Source organism: Colwellia sp. 6_MG-2023, assembly GCF_030547765.1.
In the GTDB taxonomy this organism is placed as follows: Bacteria; Pseudomonadota; Gammaproteobacteria; order Enterobacterales; family Alteromonadaceae; genus Colwellia.
On the sequence record NZ_JAUOPP010000005.1, the window covers coordinates 45,383 to 65,806 of the forward strand.

A 20,424-nucleotide genomic window follows, 5' to 3' on the forward strand; every position below is an offset into this window, starting at 1 on the left:
ATGTCATTAATCAATCGCTATTGGGCTCTGATATTCTTGAGTATTTCTTTAGTTACCTCTTCTATTGTTTATGCTGACGGGGTTGTCGTTGATAAAGTTTACCATCCTTATGTCTTACCGAATGAAAGAGAAGTTGAATGGCGTTTATTCTCACATAGAGAAAGCAACAACAATAAATTGGCGCAGCGCCTAGCTTATGGTCAATCAGTAAGTGAAAACTTGATGCTAGAGTTTTATCTTGTTGGTGAGCGATATAGTAATAATGACTTTGATTTGGTGTCTTATGAACTTGAAGCACGTTGGATGCTAACAGAGCAAGGAGAATATTGGGCTGATTGGGGATTGTTGTTTGAGGTTGAAAAAGAAACAGAGCAAAAAAACTGGGAAGTTACTTCAGGTATTATTGTTGAAAAAGAGTTTGGTCGTACTAGCCTGACGTTAAATGCCTTTGTGATTTACGAATGGGGAAAAACGCTGAAAAGTGAACTTGAGACTGAGTTTCGCCTTAAGTACCGTTATCGCTATATTGAACAATTTCAACCAGCAATAGAACTATACTTAGGTGAAGACTATTTAGGAATCGGCCCCGCATATATGGGATTACAACGTTTCAATGCACAAAAGCAGCTAAAGTGGGAAGTAGGATTTATTACCGGACTTGATAGTCGAAGCAAAGGTCATGTACTGCGGGTTGCAATAGAGTATGAGTTTTAACCTATGTTAACGAAATAGTGGTTAAATGTGCTTAAATTGTAATAGATAATTGACTTACTTCGTTATTTGAAGCATCTTTAAGCCAAGTTTTTATTAAAGAATGAGTAAAATGAAGAAATTAAAGAACGAAGCTGAATTATTAAAAAAAGCCCTAGTCATAGGTGAAAAATATGCAGTTAATCGAGGATATAAAAGCTTTTCTGCAACTAATTCATCTAAAGATAAAATTGAAAGTTTATACCGTTTATTAGTAAATGATAATTTAATTCAACCACTGGCCGTTGATAATGAAGATCAACCAAATATGAAACATAAACTAGCATTATGGATTGCTAAACAATTACCAGAAGGTCATTCTTTGCTCAGTTAACATTACTCGCAAGCTGCCAATTTACCTTAAGTAAATTCTGGTTAATTATAGTGATGGTGAAGTAATCATAATTTGCCATAAGTTAGCCATAATTCCTACCCTGTAAAAACATAATTTCACTTCATGATAAAACTTTACTTTCTATAGAGTTTTATCATGAAAAAAAGCACAACTATTAATGGGACCATTTCAACGTCATCCCATTACACCTTAATACCTTATACTTTACGTATTTCACTACTTAGTATCGTATTTTCTCCTATCTTGCTTGCCATAATGAGCCTTAGTTATTTACTAGTGCTGACAAAAGTGAGTGCGAATGAATTATCAATGGACAATATTCCATATCAATCGATTAGCTCAGGTACTTTGTATTTTAAAAATAATGAAAAATACTCTTCAGCATTAATTCAACAAAGTGATTATCAAGTAACCATTAACGGTTTACTGGCAAAGGTAAATTTTACGCAAACCTTTAAAAACGCAAGTAATGACTATGTTGAAGCTGTTTATGTTTTTCCATTGGTTGATGATGCCTCTGTTTCTTCAATGATCATGGTAATAGGTGAAAGGCGTATAGTAGGGAAGATTAAAGAAAAACAACAAGCGCAAAAGCTTTATACAAAAGCGAAAACAGCAGGTAAAAGAGTAGGGTTGGTGTCACAGCAGCGGCCAAATTTATTTACCACAAAAGTGGCCAACATAGCGCCAGGGGAATCGATAAAAATAAATTTACACTATTTTCAATCAATAAAATTAAATAATGAGACCTTTTCATTAAGAATTCCGCTAACCTTAACGCCTCGTTATATCCCTTCATCACACGCAATTAATCGCAAAGAGCTAATAAACGCGAGTAATACCAGTGATGAATTAAAAGTAATAAATACAACCAGCATCAATTCACATGGCTGGGCAATGAATAACGACAGAGTTACCGATGCCAGTGAAATTACGCCTATTCAAACAAGAGATAACACCGGTGAAAATACTAGCCAAAATCAAACTGTCACCTTGTCAGTTGATTTAAATGGTGGTTTACCACTAACGAATGTTACTAGTTTGTACCATCAAATAGCAAAAACGCCATTAAATGAAAAACTGTTAATATCTCTTGCAGATAAAAACACCAAGCTCGATCAAGACTTTGTTTTAGAATGGCAGCTCGAACAGGGTAATGTACCGAAAGCTGCTTTCTTTATACAATCAGAAACAGATGTTACTAATAATAAATACCAATATGGTTTATTAATGTTAATGCCACCTAGTAATGATTATGCACAAGCGATTGATAAAGATGTTATTTATATTATAGATACGTCTGGTTCTATGGGCGGCGTGGCAATTAGACAAGCAAAGCAATCTTTGATTACAGCATTGGATTTATTAAACTCAAATGATACCTTTAACATCATTGCCTTTGAAGATCGCACACAAAGTTTATTCAAGGTCAGTAAGCTTGCGAATGCAGATAATGTAGCACAAGCTAAATATTGGCTATCACAACTAGAGGCGGGCGGTGGTACTAATATGTATCCGGCCATTGAACAAGCTTTAACAGCATCAAATAAAGATCACCCATATAAACAAATTGTATTTATTACTGACGGTAGTGTCGGTAATGAAACAGAGTTATTTAATTTAATTGAACGTAAGTTAGCTAGTTCACGTTTACATACTATTGGTATTGGCTCGGCCCCTAATAGTTATTTTATGTCACAAGCAGCAAAAATAGGCCGTGGCACCTATCGTTATATTGGAAGTATCAATGAAGTAAGCCATGAAATGACGCAATTGTTTAATCAAATTAGCAAGCCGTTAATGCAAAAAGTTGAATTGAGTTGGCCAATGAAATCGGTAGAGACCTTTCCAAAAAATATTCCTGATTTATATGCAGGACAGCCTTTAATGATCAGCGCTCGTTGGTTGAAAAATGAATTAAACGAACAAGCAAACAAAAAGGATAGTTTAGGAAAATCAAAAGTAGATGCATATATTAACGTATCGGGTCAATTAGCGGCTATGACTTGGCAAGAAAAAATAGATATCACTAACGTTAAAGAGGCGGGCGTTAACTTGAATTCAGCTGAAAGTTCATTTGATGTTAAACAATTAAATATTGGCGTTGCACAGTGGTGGGCTAAAGAAAAAATTGACCATTTAATTGACCTACAACGTCGAAGTTCTCTTGAGCAAAAAGAGATAGTTAAGGCTGAAATTACCAACTTAGCATTACAGCATCATTTACTTTCACCGTATACGAGCTTTATCGCTATTGAAGAGGAAATAACACGAAAACAAGGTGCACCATTAAAATCAAAAGCGATAAAAAATTTAATGCCAACAGGCTCAACACAAATAATTCCATTGGCGAATACTAGCTTAGGCATAGCGGGCTATTTATATTTTGCTTTATTATTTATGACGATCGCCATACTAATGCAGTTACTAAATAAGTCGCTACGCTTACATAAGCGTTATGTTCGTCATTCAAACGAATTAAGCGCCAAATAAATGATGACAAATTTTACGCGTAAGAGGGATAAAATTATATCGTCATTGGTCATACTGCTTTTGATAATAGCGTCAGCTAGTTTTGCAATGGCAAGTTACATGATGATAAAAGCGCATTTTGCACAAGTCTTATTAGCGTCAACTTGGCAAAAGCAATTGATAAGTGTTGATGATGATCATGAAGCGTCTAAATCAAAAAATAAAACGATTGAGGAAAATAAGCCCTGGCCATGGGCTGATTTTTATCCCGTCGCTAAACTTACTTTTGATCGTTTTAACTTGTCGCACATTGTGTTAAATAATGATTCAGGACAAGCGTTAGCATTTGGTCCGGGCCTTAATCAAAGGGCAGATTCTGGCGTTGAACCAGGCCAATCAAATGTTATGGTGATCTCAGCGCACAATGATACTCACTTTCGTATTTTAGAAGAATTGAGCGTAAACGATAGCATAACCTTAACGTTAAAAACGGGCAATGCTAGCATATTTAAGGTGAATAAAATTACTATTTTAGATCTGGCTACAGAGCAATTGGTGCTGTTGAATAAAAGTAACTATAAAAATGAGGGTAACAATGAAGTTGTTGATATAAAAGAACTTATACTGGTTACGTGTTACCCTTTTGGCAGTGCAGATAGTGAAACATCATTGAGATATGTCGTTCATTTAAGCTAGTGGGACATATTCTTTAAAGTGTTCACGGCATACCGCTTGATATCGTTCATTACCACCAACTTCCACTTGTTCGCCTCCTGTAGCAGCTTTGCCATCACTGTTTAATCGAATGACAAAGTTTGCTTTACGGCCACAATGGCAGATAGTTTTTAACTCAACTAACTTGTCTGCCCAAGCCAATAATGCAGCACTACCAGTGAACGTTTGGCCTAAGAAATCTGTACGAATACCATAAGCTAATACCGGAATATTTAAGTTATCAACAATGTCAGTTAATTGCTTAACTTGGGTTTTGGTTAAAAATTGTGCTTCATCAATTAATACGCAGGCGATTTTAGTTTCGTTTTTAATCGCAGTAATTTCTGTTAATAGGTCAGTTTCTTGTACAAATAAATGAGCATCTGAATTAATACCCAATCGAGAAGTGACTTTTCCTTTTGCATACCTATCATCAATTTGCGCGGTATAAAGAACGGTTTTTAATCCACGTTCATTGTAGTTGTATGACGATTGTAATAAATGCGTCGATTTGCCCGCATTCATTGATGAGTAATAAAAGTAAAGTTGTGCCATTATCTAGCCCTTATGCTTAGTAACTTGCAGAAGTGCTAGTGTTGCTATTAGCTTCTTGATTGTTTAACTCAAGCGTTGTGAGTAAGTTATTTAATAAACTACTGGCACCAAATCTAAAATGCTTTGTGCTAACCCAATGCTCACCTAAAATGTTGCTTGCTATGTCTAAGTATACTTGAGCATCGTTAACGTCTCTAACACCACCTGCGGCTTTAAAACCGGTATCTGTGCTTGCATTATTTGTCGCATTAATAACACTAAGCATTATTTCAGCAGCTTGTGGTGTCGCATTTACGTTAACTTTACCTGTAGAGGTTTTAATAAAGTCAGCACCAGCACGTATTGATATTTCACTTGCTAATTTAATCAATTCAGGTGTTTTTAATTCACCCGTTTCAATGATAACTTTTAACAATACATCGTTTGGACAAGCTTTTTTACATGCTGCTACTAGCTTTAAGCCTATCTCAGTATCACCATTAATTAATGCTTGGTAAGGAAAAACCACATCAACTTCATCAGCGCCATAGGCAACAGCAGCTTTTGTTTCTGCAACAGCAATTGCTACATCATCATTACCGTGAGGAAAGTTTGTCACCGTTGCTATTTTTATATTAGGTGTACCCTGATTAGCTAATAATTTTTTAGCTAAAGGAATAAAGCGTGGAAAAATACAAATAGCAGCTGTATTACCTCCTGCAGACTTAGCCTGTAAGCATAAATTTTCAATATCAGCGGGTGTTTCCTGATCCGTTAAACTGGTTAAATCCATTAAACTAATGGCTTGTTTGGCAATTTCTTTTTGTGTGTCGGTATTTGTTTGAGTCGTCATAGTTAAAATTTGATAATTAAGTTTATATGGATCAATACCTAACTAACAATGTATCGTTAGTTAGGTATAATTTATGAATTAGCAATAATGGCTTTTACTCTTAAAGGGATAAAAATAAGCCCGCAATTGCTGCACTCATTAAATTAGCGAGTGTTGCTGCTAGCATGGCTTTCATGCCTAGTCTTGCTATGTCAGGTCGTCTATTTGGCGCCATAGAGCCAATACCACCAAGCAAGATAGCGATAGACGATAAGTTAGCGAATCCACACAGGGCAAATGTAATAATTGCTTGCGTAGGAACGCTCAACGTGTCTTTTATCTCAATAAAGTTTACATAAGCAAAAAACTCATTTACTACGACTTTCTGCCCAATAAAACTACCTGCTTGAAGCATTTCAGAGGTTGGAACACCAATAATGAAAGCGATAGGCGCAAATAAATACCCTAATAACCATTCAATTGTAATGCCTTCAAAACCAAATAAGCTAGCTGTTCCGCCAACAATTGTATTGAGTAAAGCAATAATAGCAATAAAGGCTAATAGCATTGCGCCAACGTTAACGGCTAGCTTTAAACCCGATGCAGCACCTGATGCTGCTGCATCAATAACATTTACCGGTTTGTCAGCACTTTCTTCAATAACGATACTTTCATTAGCTATTTTTTCATGTTCTGTTTCTGGAAGAATAATTTTAGCCATTAATAAGCCACCAGGTGCAGCCATAAAAGAAGCGGCGATCAAGTATTTTAAGTCAACACCTAAGCCTGCATAACCTGCTAAAACAGAGCCGGCAACAGAAGCTAAACCACCTACCATTATGGCAAACAGCTCAGATTGTGTCATATTCGCTATATAAGGGCGTATTACTAATGGCGCTTCTGTTTGACCAACAAAAATATTTGCGGTAGCTGACAATGATTCAGGTTTACTGGTTTTTAGTAACTTTTGTAAGCCACCACCAATAATTCTAACAACCCACTGCATTATGCCAAGATAATATAACACGGCTATTAATGACGAGAAAAAGATAATCACTGGTAGCACACGAATGGCAAAAACAAAACCAACGCCATTAGAAAACATAGCATCTGTGCCTAAACCACCAAATAAAAAGGCAATACCCACATTGGCACTATCTATCACTTGTTGAACGCCACCTGAAATTGATGCTAAAACGTCTTTTCCAAATGGAATATAAAGTACAAATGCACCTAGCCCAACTTGAAGAGCAAAAGCCCAAACAACTGTACGAATATTGATAGATTTTCTTTGCTTAGAAATAAATACAGCAATGGCGAGCAACACACCAATACCAATTAAACTACGTAGTACCGTTAGATCCATTGTAACCTCAAGTTATCTTGTTAATTATTATTGTTAAATGCTATGAGTAATTCTATTGAGTACTTTTTAAAGATAACTGTCGAATTTTAGCTTTTAATACTTCAATTGCCATTCTATTTTTACCACCGCGTGTAATTACCAAATCAGCCCAAGCTTTAGACGGTTCAATAAATTGGTAGTACATAGGGCGTACTGTGGTTAAATATTGGTTAGTGATAGACTCTAAACTACGTTCACGTTCTTCGGTATCTCTTTTAATACGGCGAATAAGGCAAATATCAAGTGGTGTATCCATGTACACTTTTATATCAAAACAGTCTCGAAGCTGAGGGTTTGATAAAAGTAGAATACCTTCAACTAATATGATTTTAGTTGGTTTTATTGATAAGGTATTGGTTGTACGTGTATGCGTTTTATAACAATAAACAGGGCAGTCTATTGTTTTCTGCGCTATTAAAGATGTTAAATGTTCACTGAGTAATTCATGTTCAAAGGCTCTAGGATGATCGTAGTTAGTTTGCGCTCTCTCATCCATCGTTAAATCTGATTGATCCCGATAATAAGCATCTTCTTTTAAAATAGAAATGCCGTCAGGACCTAATTCAGGTAATAACTCTTGATATATTGTTTTAGCAAAAAGGGACTTTCCTGATGCTGAAGCACCTGCGATGGCGATTACAGTCGTTTTACGTGGTTGTATCATTAATAAGTCCGTAGAAAAGGTCAAGTTATTGCTATTATAAACTTAATTTAGAACAATCTAAGTAAATCACAAGGCAATAAGAAAAAAGGTTAGAAAAAACTTGGCTAATTATAATAAAAGCTTTAAATTAACACAACTTGACTAATTGGTCATGTTTTTTTAACAAAAGGTGTAAATTCAATGGCAAAGGCAATAATTTTAGTGCTTGATAGTTTTGGGGTCGGCTATGCAGATGATGCAGAAAGTTTTGGTGATGTTAATGCTAATACGTTTATCAACATAGCTAAAGCTTACTTTAAAACAAAAAATAAAGTTATACAATTGCCAAACCTAGGTGAATTAGGCTTACATGAATTAAGTCGGCAAGCGAGCAGTGATAAAATTTGGCAAGAATATAAAGATGATTTAGCGAAGTCGTCGATAGATTTTAATGATTTTTATATTAAACCTAATAAAGGTGCTTTTGGTTATATGGCTGAATTAAGTACCGGTAAGGATACGCCAAGTGGTCATTGGGAAATGGCTGGAGTGCCTGTATTGTTTGATTGGACTTACTTTTCAGATCATGAGTCATCTTTTTCGACAGATTTAATTGCTGAAATTAATAATAAAACGGGCTGTAGTGGAATATTAGGTAATTGTCATGCATCAGGTACTGATATTATTAATAAGCTTGGTGATATGCATGTTCAAACGGGTTTACCTATCTGCTATACCTCAGCTGACAGTGTTTTCCAAGTAGCAGCTCATGAAGAGCATTTTGGTTTAGATAAACTTTATCAATATTGTGAACAAGTTCGTGAAATATTATCAAACAGTGATTTAAATATTGGCCGCGTGATTGCTAGACCATTCGTTGGTGAAAGTAATAGCTTTGCTCGTACAGGTAATAGACGTGATTATTCAGTATTACCACCCTCAACCACAGTATTAGAAAAAATTGTGCAAGCAGGTGGAGAAGTAGTTAGTGTTGGTAAAATTGCTGATATTTTTGCTCATCAAGGCATAACACAAAAAACAAAAGCAAATGGCATTGATGCGCTAGTAGATGCCACAATAGCGCATATCAAGTCTTCAAAAGATAATAGTCTGATCTTTACTAATTTAGTTAATTTCGATCAAGATTTTGGGCATCGCCGTGACCCTGTTGGTTATGCTCAAGCATTAGAAAACTTCGATAAACGTTTACCTGAAATATATAAGCACATGGGTAAAGATGATATTTTATTTTTAACTGCCGACCATGGTTGTGATCCAACGTGGCCAGGCAGTGATCATACACGTGAATTTGTGCCGTTATTGAGTTATCAACAGTCAATGCCATCTATAGACTTAGGAAAGCGCGCCAGCTTTGCCGATTTAGGTCAAACATTAGCAGCGCTTTTTGATGTAGAAGCCATGGAGTATGGTACAAGCTTTCTGACTGAGTTACTTCAGAGTCCAACTCATAAATAATGACCAAGCAATAAACCACATAACCGCACCAATTAAAAAATCAATAACACTCTTAACTTTCGGTTTACTCAATTGAACCGAAAGTTTTGAGGCTGTTAATGCTAATGTAGAAAACCAAAGGGTCGATCCCGTAATAGCACCAATGAGGAAATATATTTTTTCTTGGCCGGTATATTGTCCTCCCACACTACCAATTACCATCACAGTATCAATGTAAGCATGAGGATTTAAAAAAGTCACAATTAAACTTGTTAATATAACAATCTTTAATGATCTTTTTATTTTAACATTGCTATTGTCTGACTTTATTCCATCAAACGCTTGCTTAAAAGACATTGCGCCATAACAGAGTAAAAATAAAATTCCTCCCCAGGTAAGTAGCGTAAATAGCAATGCATTGGCCGATAAAATTAAACTACCACCTAAAACACCAACAGTTATCATCAACGCATCGTAAAGTATAAATAAGCCAGCCGTAGTAATATGGTGATTTTTATTAATGCCTTGAGAAATCAACATAGAATTTTGACTTCCTATTGGGATTATCATACTCAATGTCAGTGTAAACCCTTTGATTGCAGTCAAAATGAGCATATTCGTTCCTTAAGCTATTTGGTTAATGTCTAAAAAATAGAGTTTGCACTTATTTATGAAATTAATATAATTAATAAAATTTATTTATCATAAGTAAAATTAATATGGACTATAAGTTATTAACGGCATTGGCTGCCATTATAGAAACGCAAAGTTTTGATTTAGCAGCAGCACAGCTATTTATTTCTCAATCGGCAATATCCCAACGTATTAAATTGCTTGAAGAGAATATTGGTCAGCCAGTACTTATTCGCAGGCAACCGATAGAATTAACCACGGTAGGTGAACAATTGTTAAGCCACTTTAAAAAAGTGAAGCAATTAGAAAATGAACTTTTACCTGAATTAATGCCGGATAACGCTGTTAAGGCAATGAAAGTTTCCCTTGCTGTTAATGCTGACAGTATCGCTACGTGGTTTTTAAAAGCACTAACTCCGGTACTACAAGAAAACTTGATTGAGTTAAACTTATTAATTGAACCCGAAGATAGAACGTTAGATAGGCTTCGTTCAGGTGAAGCGATTGGCGCGGTTAGTATTATTAAAAATCCATTAAAGGGATATCGTTCATTTGAACTAGGCTCAATGAATTATTGCCTTGTTTGCTCGAAAGGGTTTAAAGAAAAATATTTTAAACACGGTGTTACTCAATCATCGTTAAAAATGGCGCCAGCCATTAGTTATGATCATAAAGATGCTATGCATATACGTTATATTGTTGATAATTTTGGTTTAGAAGCCAGTGAGTATTATTGCCATACCGTTCGGTCATCCGAGGCCTTTGTGATATTAGCAAAGCAGGGGGTTGCTTATTGCTTAGTACCGTATTTACAAATTAAAAATGAACTTGAAACGGGGGAATTAGTTAATTTATGCCCAGGAAAAGAGCTGAACAGGACACTTTATTGGCATAGTTGGGTGCTAGTGAAAGGGGTGAATAAAAAAATATCGCAACAAATAATACAAACCGCTAAAACACTGTTAGATTAAAATCGCTTGCGTTAACATTTAACGTAAGCGATTGTCGTGTTTTATACTATTTATACCATTTGTATTATTTTGTATGGCTATAGGAAAAGCACGTTACAGAATACTTTCTAGTGTTAATTCCATCATATCTTTGAAGGTATTTTCTCGTTCATCTGCGGTTGTTTGCTCACCAGTTTTAATATGATCAGATACGGTAAATACTGCTAACGCTTTTTTACCTAATTCAGCAGCAACACCATATAATCCAGCCGCTTCCATTTCTACCGCTAACACGCCGTGTTTTTCCATTAAAGCAAACATTTCAGGTTGAGGCGTATAAAATAAGTCAGCGGTAAAAACGTTACCAACATGTACTTTTTTGTCAAGACGCTCAGCCGTATTGACTACTTTATGTAGTAATGAAAAGTCAGCAAGTGCTGCAAAATCACATTGATTAAAACGCATACGATTAACATTCGAATCGGTACTTGCGCCCATACCAACAATTACGTCACGAATTTTAATATCGTCACGAACCGCGCCACATGAACCAATACGAATAATGTTTTCAACACCAAAGTCTTTGTATAGCTCAGTTGCATAAATTGAAATAGAAGGTATGCCCATTCCTGAGCCCATAACAGAAATACGTTTACCTTTATAGGTACCTGTGTAACCGAACATGTTACGTACACTTGTTACGCATTTTGCGTCGTCTAAAAAGTTTTCAGCGATAAATTTAGCTCTAAGCGGGTCGCCTGGCATTAATACAGTTTCGGCGAAGTCGCCTAAGTTAGCTGAAATATGTGGAGTACTCATGGAAATCCCTTGTTAATTCTTTAAGTTGATTACTAAATTCATTTTTTAAGTTAATCCCTAAAGTAAGGAAGTAAGTTAAAAAAGTAAGTTAAACAGTAAGTTTTTAGCCTGAAATTTATAAACCTTTATACAGGTTAAATAATTAAAAAACAGCTATCAAGGGTGTTTTACTGATCTTGTTGTTTACCGCTATAATTTTATCAATTTGATAATAAAAATCAAACTTCTTTCTACATTGCTGATACTAATTGTTTTTTATCACTGTCTGATAAAAAACAAACATCAATTGCATTTTTTTGCAGTTGAGTAATATCGTTATCATTGAGCTTTAATACATTTTTCGCCACGGTATATTCATGTTTAATTTCTATACCTTGAACCGCAGGATCATCAGTATTTAAACAAGCTTTAATACCGTGTGCTAGAAATTCCTTTAAGGGATGTGTGGTTAAATCCTTCACGGTTCCTGTTTGGTAATTCGATGTTAAACAAGATTCAATAGCAATATTATGGTTAACCATATAAGACATTAATTTTTCATCTTCTATGGTAGCAACGCCATGACCAATACGGGTTGCACCTAAATCATTAATGGCCTGCCATACACTTTTTGCCCCTCCTGCTTCACCTGCATGCACAGTAACGCTAAGACCTGCATCACGCACTTGCTTAAAATGGTCGACAAATAAATCACCCGGAAAATTATATTCATCTCCGGCTAAATCAATAGCAACCAGATCGTTTTTATGAGTAAGTAAAGCATCTAATTCAAGTTGGCATTGTTTAACACCAAATGTACGGCTTAAAATACCAATTAAGTTAATCTTAACATTAAAAGTTTTCATGCCAGTGTTAACACCATCAACAACTGCAGCAACCACATCAGCAATGGGTAAATTATGATTCATCGACATATAGTAAGGCGAAAAACGTAATTCAGCGTAATGCAACCCGGCATTAAAGGCATCTTCTACATTTTCAAAGGCAATACGCTTTACGTCATCAAGGCTCTTGAGTACCGCAACCCCCCAATCTAGTTTTTTTAAAAACGCCAAGAGGTCTGATTCACTACCTTGTATTTGCACATGAGGGATAAAATCGCTCAGCTGTGTTGCAGGTAAAACAATATTGTTTTTAGTTGCTAATTGCCAAATGGTAGCAGGGCGAATGTTGCCGTCTAAATGCCTGTGAAGGTCAAGTAATGGTAAAGTCTGATTTATCATTATATATCTACCTCTTATATTAGAATTTCAAATTATGATTATAGCGAATTTTATCGCTTTCTTCATGGGAATATACTGGTATTACACGCTTAACACTGTTAAATTGTCTTCTAGATTATTCATTTGGATGTCTAGACGTAAATAAGACGAATTAAGTTGCTAATTAAATTAGCATAGAGCAAAGAGAAAATATTATGTATCAAACTGACGATGTGCGCATCAATAAAATCAAAGACTTATTACCTCCTATCGCATTACTAGAGCGATTTCCAGCGTCAGAGAAAGCAATTAAGTCGGTTGTTTCTGGCCGAGCTGCAATTCACAACATTTTTAACAACAAAGATGATCGTTTACTTGTTGTTATTGGACCTTGCTCTATTCACGACCCAAAAGCAGCATTAGAATACGCGCACCGATTAGTGAAATTACGCGAAAAGTATCAAGATAGTCTAGAAATAGTGATGCGTGTTTATTTTGAAAAGCCAAGAACAACGGTTGGTTGGAAAGGCTTAATCAATGACCCATACATGGATAATAGTTTCAAACTAAATGATGGTTTACGTTTAGGTAGAAAACTATTGCTTGATATTAACGAATTAGGTTTACCTACAGCAGGTGAATTTTTAGATATGATCACGCCGCAGTATATGGCAGATTTAATGTGTTGGGGAGCAATTGGTGCTCGTACTACCGAATCACAAGTGCATCGTGAACTCGCATCTGGTCTTTCATGTCCAGTAGGTTTTAAAAATGGTACCGACGGTACTATTCGAATTGCTATTGATGCAATTGGCTCAGCGGCAGCTTCACATCACTTTTTATCTGTTACAAAATTTGGTCATGCGGCAATTGTTGAAACGACAGGTAATAGTGATTGTCATATTATTTTACGTGGCGGCAAAAGCACTAATTACGATGCACAAAGTGTGAAAGAAGTTACAGAAGAGTTAGATAGTTGTGGTTTGAACACTAAAATAATGATTGATTTTAGTCATGCTAATTCAAATAAGAAATTTGAAAACCAAATGTTAGTATCAACTGATGTAAGTGAGCAAATTAGCCAAGGTAATCACAATGTGTTTGGGGTTATGGTTGAAAGTCATTTAGTTGAAGGTAACCAAAAACTAGTTAATGGTAAAGCTGAGGTTTATGGTCAAAGTATCACAGATGCTTGTATTGGTTGGGATGATACCGAAACGTTATTAGCGCAGTTAAGTGATGCTGTTATTACTAGACGCTCTGTGTAATTAATGTTTAATTAACGGTTGATCGAATAAGCCATTGTAAACTGAAAAGTGATTAAAACTATTGCTAGATAATAAAAAGTCTACTTACTTCAAGTAGACTTTTTTTATGTCTGAATTGTCTTAATAATTGCATGAATATACAATGATTTTATTACGTTAATGAAATAAACAAACGATAAGATTGGCGCTTATAACATCGAAGCAGCAATAATGATTAAACAAAGTGGTAACTTTCTTTATGAACAAAAATCAGTAAGGCAAAAATCGCAAGAACGGATTAAAAAATAATTTTGTTGAATTTTTAATCGATTAGGAACGATATGCTATATTGTTCTAATGAAATGATTGTTAAGTCAAGACGAGATGTCTATATTGAATAGGAGAGTATGTAATAAGTTAGTAGATAATGATTACGATAATAAAGACGGAGTGTCAATTTATGCAGTATCAATCAATGGAAAAATCTAAGCAACAGGTTACCTCTAACACCAATAATTACTATGCATCTTCTAATGAAGATGTTCCTACCATGGCGAAAGCTTTTGCAATATTAAGTTATTTTACTTTAATAGGTTGGTTAGCGGCTATTGTTTTACATGGCAGCCATAAATCAAATTTTATTAGTTTTCATTTACGACAATCTTTAGGGCTTATCATTACAGGGGCATTACTCGCATTAATTCCACTTATCGGTTGGTTGTTAAATATCGTTGTTTTACTTGTTTGGGTATATGCTGTTTATCATGTGGTACAAGGCCATACAATAAGAGTTCCAATCTTAGGAGACTTCTACCAAGCGCATTTAGACTTTATAAAGTAATTTATTTTAATAAAATGTGAATTAATCCTTTACAATGATATGGATAGTGCTTAATATACGCCTCGACTTTTTAGCAAGATGATTGTTAAAATTATTGGTGAGATGGCTGAGTGGTCGAAAGCACCGGTCTTGAAAACCGGCAAGGGTTTGTAGCCCTTCTAGAGTTCAAATCTCTATCTCACCGCCACATTTAGAAAAGCCCGTTAATCGAAAGATTGATGGGCTTTTTGCTTTTAGGCCTTGATAAAGCATTATTGGGGTTTGTAGCGTAGCACCTTCGAGTAGAGTACATATCTCACCGCCACATTCTAAGAAACCGCAACTTTAACGAGTCGCGTTTTTTTTCGTCTAAAGTTTGTTAAATACAACCCCGTGGTTTGTAGCGCTGCATTTTCGAGTAGAGTTCAAATTTCAATCTCACCGCCACATTCTAAGAAACTACAACTTTAACGGGGCGCTATTTTTTCGTTTTGCGGGTTGTTAGCTACAATGTATGCCAATCACTCAAGTTGTTTTTCTTTGCACTACGTTTGTAATATAGCGCCATGAATAATCCAAAGACTACACCTGCAAGTAAACTTGTAAATATAGCAATTTGAATAGGCATGTGGTCATTTTCCCATGAGGTAAACCACATAATAATCCCCCAAATAATACCAAACCATAACGAGGCTGTAATAAAATTACTTTTGAATGAACAATAATGGAAGGGACGAATATTAAAGCCAAGTTTCCTTAACAATACAACAATCGGAGGGGTATGATTAGATTTCCATATATTGGCTTCATTAAGCTCTTTTTGTGCAGATTCTAATTTATTTTGAAATGACATTTTACACTCACTGTAACTAACTACAGATTAATGGACGAAAGATAGTTTGCTGAAATAAACAACACCGGATCAAAATCCAGCAGTTGTTAGTCTTGTTTTAACTATTTTTAATAGGTAATGACTAAACTTGATTTGTTTTAAAGTAATTTAATATATCTGTTTTTCCTGTTAGTGCATAAAATATAAAATATGCACCAACTAAAGAAGATCCCGTTATTCCAATATTACTTGTATCCGAAAAAGGGGAGAAGCCCAAAAACACCATGATACTTGCTAGTAACATTGCTAACCCGATAACAAAACTTAAAGTTTTGAAAACTTTAGTTCGACTCATCATCTATCCTTGCTTGTGATTTCTATATAACGCATACCTAACAAACAATATATTACTCGTTATATACACGAGCTGCTAATTAGTGCATTTTGTTTTTCAATGTCGCTAGTATTTTTATCTGCTTCTGCAATTGCTAAGTCAATTTTAGCTGTAGTACATTTATCAGATAACTCTTTTTTAACTAGGTAGCCTTGATCTTTTTGATATTGCGACATACCTTGCGCACCACTATATTGATCTCTATCTTCAGGCGCTCTATCTTTTTGATAAGGTGGTGGCTGAGTTGCACCACAAGCTGATAATAAAACGATCAGCGAAACAGGAATTAATTTATTAAACAATGCTTGATACTCCTTGTGTATATAACGCTTTCATAAGCGAAAATTACCGTTAACTATAATGTTTGAAAAATTAAATAATAGCCAACTATAATTTTTCTGGTTAATTTTCTATTCGAGGTGTTTACTAATAAACTTTGTTACAAGGCTAAAAGTAATAATACCTAGAATATCAGCCAGTAAATCCGTAATGTCTAGTGTCCTGCTAGGTATAAAGTACTGACTTAATTCTTCAAGTAACACGAAGAAGAAAACCACGGTTGAACCAACATAAATGTTCAATGAAATTAATGTATATGACTTAAGTTTAAAAACAAAGTTAACCCCTAATGTTAGTAAACCAAATAAGCAGAAATGTCCTAGTTTGTCGCCATAAGGAATACTAGCAACCAGCTCAAAAAAAATGCTGTTTTGTGCTGTATTAGCTAAATATATTATCCACGTGATAAACATTAAAAAAGCGACCGCTATAATGGAGATTAACTTATGCATAATTATTTTCTTGATTGTAATTTACCTTTGATGCTCTTATTAATACCAATTTTATTAATTAAGTGAACAATTTTATACATAGAAAGAATTGCCAAATATAAGGCATCTATTTCAATAACTAGTTGTCCTAATTATTAAATAACGATGTAGTGGGGGATTTTAGCAAGTAGAAATGATCACATAGTTAGTGAGATTAGTATAAAACTCATTTACACAAACTTACACATACCACTGCCTAAGGTATTGCTTGGTCGTAACATATAATCATAACGGATATAAAAATCCTCTTTTCCTTTTGCAGCTAACAATCCGACAGTAGAGCCTTTTTGAGCTGCTACGGATAAATAATTTTCTATCTGATCCATTAAAATAGAGCCAACACCTGTACCTTGATAACTTGGATCAACAATCACATCTTGAATATAAAAATACATTGCGCCATCGCCAACTATACGACCCATACCAATAAGTACCGATTTATCACGGACCGTGACGTGAAACAAGGAATTATTTAAGCTCGTTTGAGCCAAATTAAATTCTAATTCTCCCCAACCAACTTTATTTCTTAAATTTAAAAACTCTTCAACTAATGGGCTTTCTAGCTTAAAATCATATTTATCAGAATTCATTGTAATCTCCATTTATTATCTTCACAAACGCCATTAACCTCATTTGAAAGTTGATTATATTTATTGCTTATTTGCTTGAAATAAATAAGATAAAGCAGCAGAGTAACTAACAAAAAAGATTACAAAAGCCAAACCCACAACAATTTGACCTAGTAAATTACCACCTAAGCCCGATAGAAAAATAATATATAGAGAGGGTGGAAATGAAAGCAATGAAAAACGAAACTGCTTATTTGAGCTAATTAATAGCTTTGAAACTACAGGTATAAATTGAATAATTATGGGTATAAACATTAAACAAACAATAAAAATATCTAACTTAAAATTACCACTCACGACAACTTCCTAATTTGAAATAAATATAACGACCTTAAAATAATCAAAAACAAGAGTAAAAGCCAATTGTTATTTGTCCTGTTTTAACTAATTATTATGTGTATTTTAAAAAGATACACATACACCTGAAAGTACAACATTATTCATAATATAAATAAATACCTTTTTGGGAGAATCATCAATTGTAGTTATTTGAAGGTAGCTAACTACTTGAGTATTAGTGGCAGCTATAACAGAGTATCCATTTACGAAATGGTCATAAACCAAAGGTTTTATTGAAGCAATGTTATTCTTAAATTGTTGACCTACTATTATTCCAGTTTGACGATCAACCATAAAGTTCTTTTCTAGGAAGACATCCCAACTTTTAACTTCATCTAATTTACCGTTTTCAGCAACATGCTGGGCCTGCTTTACCGTACATTTAAAGTCAGAATTATTATCTGATGCTTGGATTAAGAATGAGAAAAACACCAAACAGTATATTATGATTACCTTCATATAAGCTCCGATTACGATATATAAATAACGTTTAAAATACTTAAAATTTGTTACATTGAATGAGTGTAGCTAGTAATGAACCACCACTTTCCCACTAACCGTGAATTTGGGCCGTTTTTACAAAGACACCATTTGGAAGTTATTGTTATATGTCTGATTTACCAAGCCTATATTGTTCTATACTACCGGCGATAAAACAAATACCAACATAAAACCAAACTGTACTAGCAATAACTTGCCAAAGATCTAAGCCTGTAGGATTAGTAAATGTAGGTATAGCGATTAAACCACGTAATGTGCAAAGAAAAGCAATAGTAATTAACGCTGGTGTAACTAAAGGTATTTTGCGAATTAAGCCAACTGCGGAAAAAGCAAAAAGAGTGCATGAAAACATTAATCCAGCGACTACGACTGTACCAATTAGGGCAAGTAAAGTTCCTTGCTGTGCGGAATAAATAATTTGTTGAGGTGCTCGCGCGAAAGTAAACCAACTAGGACCACCCCAGATACAGAGTAGGTGCCATATCGCAGAAGTAGCGGCAATAAAACCGGCACTAATTAATAACTTTGATTTAAAACTAAACTTCAATGGGAGCTCCATTTTTGTCCTTGTTTAATTTAGTATTAAACTTTTAATGTACCATCTCGCCACTAAATCTATCACGGCCTTTCCAATAGTTGCATTCAGGACAATAGTTACCTTCTGGATAATCGATCCCTTCTTCGTGAGGGCAACCTATTACTTCCTGGATCATACTTACGGATTTTGCTCCGTTTTCATCAATAAAATTCAAAATTTCACTCATAACCAGTTCTGACTTTCTCAAGTCTGATGAAGAAAACCACTTTTTCATCGGATCTGTTTCCGCGTCTTCTTGTATTATGATTGCGCATACTGCTTTTGTTGCAAGATTATTGTTTGGTCCATAAAAAGCTATCGTTGCTATGGGATAGCCCTTATCACCTTTACGAACCCTTTTGGTTAGTAATTTCTTATTGTTGCCTTGAGCCATTTGGATACTCCAACCTGAAAAAATATTGTTAAGTGCCATTGCTACTTGTTTAATATTATCATTTCTTTTGCAACAATAGCTGCCGAAGGTAAAAACATTGTTGAAACAATTCGCTGATCGATAACAACTTCGTGTTTGTCTTTTAAAGTATGTTTATTTTGTGCAATTGCACCATTTTTATTTAACTGACTTTCAACAAGAAATGGTAATAGAGATCCTTGTTTTGCCCATGATTTAGATCTTTCTGTTGAGTTTGGAAAACCAGCAACTTTCTTACCCTTGACAAGAAACTCCCCCGTAGATAAAACAACATTAGCAAAAGCACCCGCGCCATGTCCGCCGCCACCAATAATACCACCTGATTCATATATTTTTGCAATAATTGACTGTAACTCTTTATTATTAGCAACATCAAATAAAGGGCCGTAACCACCACCAATATAAACTCCCCAATAATTACTCGGTTCAATTCTCCTTGGGGTAAAAGTGTTGTTTGCTTTGTCCATGAAACCTTCATATTTAATGGTGTAACTACTGATACCTAGAGGATCCATCATGAATTCAACTTTTCCTCCATTAGGTGAAACAAAGTCAACCTCGAAACCATGACTCACAAAAATATGGTAAGGCGGCGCTACTTCCCATAAGTTATTTCGCGCATCATGCTTTTCAGCATCCCCCATATCAATCATGTTTGATGCAATAATCAGTACTTTTTTCGCAGGAACTGCATTTACACTAACCGAAATGAATAATATTGTAGTGAAAAAAATGGAAATGAAATACTTCATTATTGTCCTTAAAAAATAATTGTTTAATATGCATCAAATTGATAAAAAGTTTAATTGATCAGTTAAGGCATTTAATGTCTTTATAAACGAGGTTTGATAAAGTTGTTAAGTGCTTTATTGCTCGACATATTTAAATGTATTCGCACCATCAAAATATCTGATATTTACTACTTGATTCGCTGTGTAATATGCCCACAAAGCTGCAATACGATAAGATAGGGAGCAATTACAACTTGTTACTGATTCCGGTAGTTTATTTGTAGTTATTGCTATATTTCCACAATGGCAAATTGCTTCGATCTTCTC

Annotated in this window: 24 protein-coding genes and 1 tRNA gene; 9 read left to right on the forward strand and 16 right to left on the reverse strand. The window is 34.8% G+C overall.

Features of this window, described 5'->3' with window-relative positions; all coding sequences use genetic code 11:
- The 4 genes from Q4503_RS04650 (at nt 1) to Q4503_RS04665 (ending at nt 4,273) form a co-directional block, all read left to right on the forward strand.
- The gene (locus tag Q4503_RS04650; protein ID WP_303601610.1) at nt 1-714 is read left to right on the forward strand and encodes a hypothetical protein; all 714 of its coding nucleotides are present in this window, start codon (nt 1-3) and stop codon (nt 712-714) included.
- 109 nt (nt 715-823) lie between these two features.
- The gene (locus Q4503_RS04655; protein ID WP_303601514.1) at nt 824-1,084 is read left to right on the forward strand and encodes a DUF5062 family protein; all 261 of its coding nucleotides are present in this window, start codon (nt 824-826) and stop codon (nt 1,082-1,084) included.
- 156 nt (nt 1,085-1,240) lie between these two features.
- The gene (locus Q4503_RS04660; RefSeq protein WP_303601515.1) at nt 1,241-3,598 is read left to right on the forward strand and encodes a marine proteobacterial sortase target protein; all 2,358 of its coding nucleotides are present in this window, start codon (nt 1,241-1,243) and stop codon (nt 3,596-3,598) included.
- Complete coding sequence (locus Q4503_RS04665) at nt 3,599-4,273, forward strand: class GN sortase (RefSeq protein WP_303601516.1); 675 nt, start codon at nt 3,599-3,601, stop codon at nt 4,271-4,273. It abuts the gene before it with no gap.
- Here the strand turns inward: Q4503_RS04665 and Q4503_RS04670 are convergent.
- From Q4503_RS04670 to udk, 4 genes are all read right to left on the reverse strand, one after another.
- Entirely contained in the window at nt 4,265-4,846 is a 582-nt protein-coding gene (locus Q4503_RS04670; RefSeq protein WP_303601517.1) for a thymidine kinase, read from the reverse strand. The two genes, Q4503_RS04665 and Q4503_RS04670, sit on opposite strands and share 9 nt — an antisense overlap.
- A 16-nt stretch (nt 4,847-4,862) precedes the next feature.
- Nucleotides 4,863-5,678 (reverse strand): deoxyribose-phosphate aldolase, encoded by an 816-nt coding sequence (gene deoC, locus Q4503_RS04675; protein ID WP_303601518.1) that lies wholly within the window; start codon nt 5,676-5,678, stop codon nt 4,863-4,865.
- A gap of 100 nt (nt 5,679-5,778) precedes the next feature.
- The gene (locus Q4503_RS04680) at nt 5,779-7,023 is read right to left on the reverse strand and encodes a NupC/NupG family nucleoside CNT transporter (RefSeq protein WP_215971503.1); all 1,245 of its coding nucleotides are present in this window, start codon (nt 7,021-7,023) and stop codon (nt 5,779-5,781) included.
- 52 nt (nt 7,024-7,075) lie between these two features.
- Nucleotides 7,076-7,726 (reverse strand): uridine kinase, encoded by a 651-nt coding sequence (gene udk, locus Q4503_RS04685; RefSeq protein ID WP_303601519.1) that lies wholly within the window; start codon nt 7,724-7,726, stop codon nt 7,076-7,078.
- A gap of 180 nt (nt 7,727-7,906) precedes the next feature.
- Here udk and Q4503_RS04690 point away from each other — a divergent pair, with 180 nt between their 5' ends.
- On the forward strand, nt 7,907-9,181 hold the full coding sequence (locus Q4503_RS04690; protein ID WP_303601520.1) for a phosphopentomutase: 1,275 nt from the start codon (nt 7,907-7,909) through the stop codon (nt 9,179-9,181).
- On the opposite strand, the gene Q4503_RS04695 is transcribed toward Q4503_RS04690, so the two are convergent.
- Complete coding sequence (locus Q4503_RS04695; protein WP_303601521.1) at nt 9,155-9,775, reverse strand: LysE/ArgO family amino acid transporter; 621 nt, start codon at nt 9,773-9,775, stop codon at nt 9,155-9,157. The two genes, Q4503_RS04690 and Q4503_RS04695, sit on opposite strands and share 27 nt — an antisense overlap.
- A 104-nt stretch (nt 9,776-9,879) precedes the next feature.
- On the opposite strand from Q4503_RS04695, the gene Q4503_RS04700 reads away from it, so the two are divergent.
- Nucleotides 9,880-10,764, forward strand: coding sequence for a LysR family transcriptional regulator ArgP (locus Q4503_RS04700; protein ID WP_303601522.1), 885 nt, complete (start codon nt 9,880-9,882; stop codon nt 10,762-10,764).
- Nucleotides 10,765-10,857: 93 nt separating this feature from the next.
- Here Q4503_RS04700 and deoD read toward each other — a convergent pair whose 3' ends face one another.
- Together deoD and add are read right to left on the reverse strand one after the other, a co-directional pair.
- Entirely contained in the window at nt 10,858-11,562 is a 705-nt protein-coding gene (gene deoD / locus Q4503_RS04705) for a purine-nucleoside phosphorylase (protein WP_303601523.1), read from the reverse strand.
- A 230-nt stretch (nt 11,563-11,792) separates the two neighbouring features.
- The gene (gene add, locus Q4503_RS04710; RefSeq protein ID WP_303601524.1) at nt 11,793-12,785 is read right to left on the reverse strand and encodes an adenosine deaminase; all 993 of its coding nucleotides are present in this window, start codon (nt 12,783-12,785) and stop codon (nt 11,793-11,795) included.
- A 191-nt stretch (nt 12,786-12,976) separates the two neighbouring features.
- Between add and aroG the strand changes: the two genes are divergently transcribed.
- From aroG to Q4503_RS04725, 3 genes are all read left to right on the forward strand, one after another.
- Nucleotides 12,977-14,032 carry a 3-deoxy-7-phosphoheptulonate synthase AroG gene (aroG, locus tag Q4503_RS04715; protein WP_303601611.1) on the forward strand — a complete coding sequence of 352 codons (1,056 nt, stop codon included), beginning with the start codon at nt 12,977-12,979 and terminating at the stop codon, nt 14,030-14,032.
- A gap of 439 nt (nt 14,033-14,471) precedes the next feature.
- Nucleotides 14,472-14,852, forward strand: coding sequence for a DUF4870 domain-containing protein (locus Q4503_RS04720; protein ID WP_303601525.1), 381 nt, complete (start codon nt 14,472-14,474; stop codon nt 14,850-14,852).
- Nucleotides 14,853-14,948: 96 nt separating this feature from the next.
- Nucleotides 14,949-15,039: transfer RNA gene (locus tag Q4503_RS04725), tRNA-Ser, on the forward strand.
- A 297-nt stretch (nt 15,040-15,336) separates the two neighbouring features.
- Here Q4503_RS04725 and Q4503_RS04730 read toward each other — a convergent pair.
- From Q4503_RS04730 to Q4503_RS04770, 9 genes are all read right to left on the reverse strand, one after another.
- A complete protein-coding gene (locus Q4503_RS04730) occupies nt 15,337-15,684 on the reverse strand; it encodes a DUF6404 family protein (RefSeq protein WP_303601526.1) in 348 nt (115 codons plus the stop codon).
- 121 nt (nt 15,685-15,805) lie between these two features.
- Nucleotides 15,806-16,018: a hypothetical protein gene (locus tag Q4503_RS04735; protein WP_303601527.1), complete on the reverse strand. Its 213-nt coding sequence runs from the start codon at nt 16,016-16,018 to the stop codon at nt 15,806-15,808.
- A gap of 59 nt (nt 16,019-16,077) precedes the next feature.
- Complete coding sequence (locus Q4503_RS04740) at nt 16,078-16,359, reverse strand: hypothetical protein (RefSeq protein WP_303601528.1); 282 nt, start codon at nt 16,357-16,359, stop codon at nt 16,078-16,080.
- A gap of 108 nt (nt 16,360-16,467) precedes the next feature.
- Nucleotides 16,468-16,848 (reverse strand): VanZ family protein, encoded by a 381-nt coding sequence (locus Q4503_RS04745; RefSeq protein ID WP_303601529.1) that lies wholly within the window; start codon nt 16,846-16,848, stop codon nt 16,468-16,470.
- Between the two features lie 209 nt (nt 16,849-17,057).
- Nucleotides 17,058-17,477 carry a GNAT family N-acetyltransferase gene (locus Q4503_RS04750; protein ID WP_215971492.1) on the reverse strand — a complete coding sequence of 140 codons (420 nt, stop codon included), beginning with the start codon at nt 17,475-17,477 and terminating at the stop codon, nt 17,058-17,060.
- Nucleotides 17,478-17,918: 441 nt separating this feature from the next.
- Nucleotides 17,919-18,314, reverse strand: coding sequence for a hypothetical protein (locus Q4503_RS04755; RefSeq protein ID WP_303601530.1), 396 nt, complete (start codon nt 18,312-18,314; stop codon nt 17,919-17,921).
- A 145-nt stretch (nt 18,315-18,459) separates the two neighbouring features.
- Nucleotides 18,460-18,903 (reverse strand): hypothetical protein, encoded by a 444-nt coding sequence (locus Q4503_RS04760; protein WP_303601531.1) that lies wholly within the window; start codon nt 18,901-18,903, stop codon nt 18,460-18,462.
- 43 nt (nt 18,904-18,946) lie between these two features.
- Nucleotides 18,947-19,327, reverse strand: coding sequence for a hypothetical protein (locus Q4503_RS04765; RefSeq protein WP_303601532.1), 381 nt, complete (start codon nt 19,325-19,327; stop codon nt 18,947-18,949).
- A 41-nt stretch (nt 19,328-19,368) separates the two neighbouring features.
- Nucleotides 19,369-20,118, reverse strand: a complete 750-nt coding sequence (locus Q4503_RS04770; protein ID WP_303601533.1) for a type 1 glutamine amidotransferase domain-containing protein — start codon at nt 20,116-20,118, stop codon at nt 19,369-19,371.
- Between the last annotated feature and the right edge of the window lie 306 nt (nt 20,119-20,424).